At 43.0% G+C, this 3471-nt stretch carries 2 protein-coding genes; both read left to right on the top strand.

What is annotated here, in order from left to right; translation table 11 throughout:
• Nucleotides 1-186: 186 nt before the first annotated feature.
• A complete protein-coding gene (locus QUB61_RS07460) occupies nucleotides 187-1518 on the top strand; it encodes an ATP-binding protein (protein ID WP_333125807.1) in 1332 nt (443 codons plus the stop codon).
• The coding region (locus QUB61_RS07455) for a tetratricopeptide repeat protein (protein ID WP_333189886.1) at nucleotides 1515-3471 on the top strand (1957 nt) is incomplete at its 3' end. The genes QUB61_RS07460 and QUB61_RS07455, both read left to right, overlap by 4 nt.

Below are 3471 nucleotides of genomic sequence, written 5' to 3'. Positions count from 1 at the left end.
CGGGCGGGTTCTCCTGCCCACCCCACAAGAAAACTCACTCTTCGCTTCACAGGCATCTTGCCTGTTCACGATAATAGTGAAAAATCTCAGTTGTCACCCGCAGATTCGGTAAAAAACCCGGTTTCTTTAGTCCGAGTGCGTAAGTGCTGAAAAAATAATTTAAAAATATAAAAATTATATCAAATTATGACTCAAGAGTCAGAAAAGTTCCTAACAAACCTCTATAATGCTTTTGACCCATTCTATCCTTTACCAGCAGGAGATCCGCAGTATGTTGACTGTCGGGAAGTGCGAGGAGATGGCGATATTATCGAAGATTTGGGCAGAAAGATTAAGCTATCGCAGCGAATGACTTGTCAGTTGTATGCTGGACATCGCGGTGCGGGAAAGTCAACAGAATTGCTGCGACTTCAGGAATATTTGCAAAATCAAGGCTGCTTTGTCGTCTATTTCGCCGCTGACGACCAAGATATTAATCCCGAAGATACAGAATATACTGATATTTTGCTAGCTTGCACCAGACATTTGTTAGAAGAGCTCACAAATGCCAACTCTAAACCTTTACGCGATTGGATGCGAGATAGGTGGGAAGATGTGAAAGATTTAGCCCTAACCGAAGTGTCTTTTGAAAGATTGAGCTTAGAGTCGCAAATTGCTCAGTTTGCCAAACTCACCGCGAATGTCAGAACCGTACCGAGTCTGCGCCAACAAATTCGAGATAAAATTAATCCCCACACCACGACGCTGATTGATGCGCTGAATGAGTTTATTATTGATGCTAAAAAAAACTTGCCGGCTCAACCTTCGCAACTTGCAGTGATTGCCGATAATTTAGACCGAATTGTGCCGTTTTCCCAGGACGGGAAACGCAGCAATCTCGACGAAATTTTTTTAGACCGCACCGAACAACTCAAAGCTTTAGATTGTCATGTCATTTACACCATACCGATTTCTATGGTGTATTCTAACCGCGCTACTGAGTTAATCAATAATTATAACGACCCGCAAGTGTTGCCGATGATTATGGTGCAGAATCCTGACGGCAGCACCAACGAAGCGGGACTTGCTAAAATCAAAGAGTTGATAGAAAAGCGGGTAAAACAAGTAAATCCGGATCAATCTTTAGAAACAGGATTGTTTGACAGTCGAGAAACTCTAGAACGCCTGTGTTTGATGAGTGGGGGTCACGTCAGAAATTTGCTGTTGATGATGCAAGAAGCAATAACTCGTACCGAGGATTTGCCAATTACTGCAAAAGCAGCGCAAAGGGCAATTACTCAAGCGCGGGATGTCTACCGCAGAACTCCTGAAGAAGGCGAATGGCAAATTTTAGCGAAAGTCTCTAAAACTCAGCGCATACTGAACGATGAACAGCACCGCAATTTATTGTTTAGCCGCTGTATTTTGGAATACCGATACTATGATGAAGAAGGAGAAATGCAGCCTTGGTATGATGTTCACCCGCTGATTAAAGGAATTAAGCAATTTAAAGATTGTCTTGCACAACTTCAGCCATGACAGCAGAAATAATTGATTGGGATGCCGATTTACCGCCAGCAGAACCAGAGGAAGAATATCAAACTCTGGTAAGCACTCTCAAACGGACAGATGGTTTCCGGTTGTTGTTTGTTGAGTGTTTGCCGGCGGAAGGGGAACGCTTGATTGCGAAAGTTCAAGCAGATGTGCCGCAGAAAAAGATTCAGGTGTTGCCGCTGGATAAGTCTGTTTATAATTTTTATAACTTAATTAAAGATTTGCCAGACCGAGATGCAATTAATATTCTGTTTGTGAAAGGCTTAGAATATTCACTTTATGAATATGAAAAAGAAAAAAAAGAGATCGGATGGGAAAGCAAGGATATTTATTCTTATAGTTGGCGGGGTGTGCCGCCTGTTTTAATTAATTTAAACCAGCAGCGGGAAAGGTTTAGAGATGATTTTAAGATTTGTTTTGTGTTTATTTTGCCTCGTTTTGCAGTTAATTATTTTATCCTGCGGGCCCCGGATTTCTTTGATTGGCGATCGAGTTTATTTAAGTTGTCAATGGATAAAGAACTGCTGCAACTAGAATCAAGGCAGGCTTGTTCCGAAAGATGGAAGCGAGAAGATTATCTAGCTTTGACTCCCCAAGAACGAAAACGGGAATTGGTGAGGATTCAATCATTAATTCATGAGGATGGGCAAACACCCGAACAACAAGCAGAATTGTTTTATGAACAAGGTTTATTGTATGGCTATACGGAAGAATATGCAAAGGCTATCGCCTCCTACGACAAAGCCTTAGAAATTAAACCAGATAAATACGAAGCCTGGTACAATCGGGGCAATGCACTGCGTAACTTAGGAAGATGGGAAGATGCGGTAGCCTCCTTCGACAAAGCCTTATTAGAATTCAAACCTGATTATCACGAAGCCTGGAAGAATCGGGGCAATGCACTGTATAATTTAGGAAGATTGGAAGATGCAATAGCCTCCTACGACAAAGCCTTAGAATTCAAACCTGATTATCACGAAGGCTGGAACAATCGGGCCATTGCACTAGGTAATTTAGGAAGAGGGGAAGAAGCCATAGCCTCCTTCGACAAAGCCTTAGAAATCAAACCAGATTCATACGAAGCCTGCAACAATCTGGGCATTGCACTGCGTAATTTAGGAAGATTGGAAGAAGCGATAGCCTCCTACGACAAAGCCTTAGAAATCAAACCTGATGATGACGCTGCCTGGAACAATCGGGGCATTGTACTGGATGATTTAGGAAGAGGGGAAGAAGCGATAGCCGACTACGACAAAGCCTTAGAATTCAAACCATATTCATATGAAGCCTGGTACAATCGGGGCATTGCACTGGGTAATTTAGGAAGATTGGAAGAAGCGATAGCCTCCTTCGACAAAGCCTTAGAAATCAAATCTGATTATCACCAAGCCTGGAACAATCGGGGCATTGCACTGGGTAATTTAGGAAGAGGGGAAGATGCGATAGCCGACTACGACAAAGCCTTAGAAATCAAACCTCATTTACACGAAGCCTGGAACAATCGGGGCATTCCACTGCGTAATTTAGAAAGATGGGAAGAAGCGATAGCCTCCTACGATAAAGCCTTAGAAATCAAACCTGATGATGACCTAGCCTGGAACAATCGGGGCATTGCACTGCGTAATTTAGGAAGATGGGAAGAAGCGATAGCCTCCTTCGACAAAGCCTTAGAAATCAAACCAGATTTACACGAAGCCTGGAACAATCGGGGCATTGCACTGCGTAATTTAGGAAGATGGGAAGAAGCGATAGCCTCCTACGACAAAGCCTTAGAAATCAAAGCAGATTCATACGAAGCCTGGAACAATCGGGGCACTGCACTGCGTAATTTAGGAAGATTGGAAGAAGCTATCTCCTCCTTCGACAAAGCCTTAGAAATCAAAGCAGATTCATACGAAGCCTGGAACAATCGGGGCACTGCACTGCGTAATTTAGGAA

This window comes from Microcoleus sp. C2D2 (assembly GCF_036702495.1).
Taxonomy (GTDB): domain Bacteria; phylum Cyanobacteriota; class Cyanobacteriia; order Cyanobacteriales; family Microcoleaceae; genus Microcoleus.
This window is presented reverse-complemented; position numbering and strand designations above follow the sequence as displayed.

What these genes read in the sequence shown, in the direction of transcription:
- QUB61_RS07460 (WP_333125807.1), top strand. Translation starts at nt 187, where the DNA reads ATGACTCAAGAGTCAGAAAAGTTCCTAACAAACCTCTATAATGCTTTT.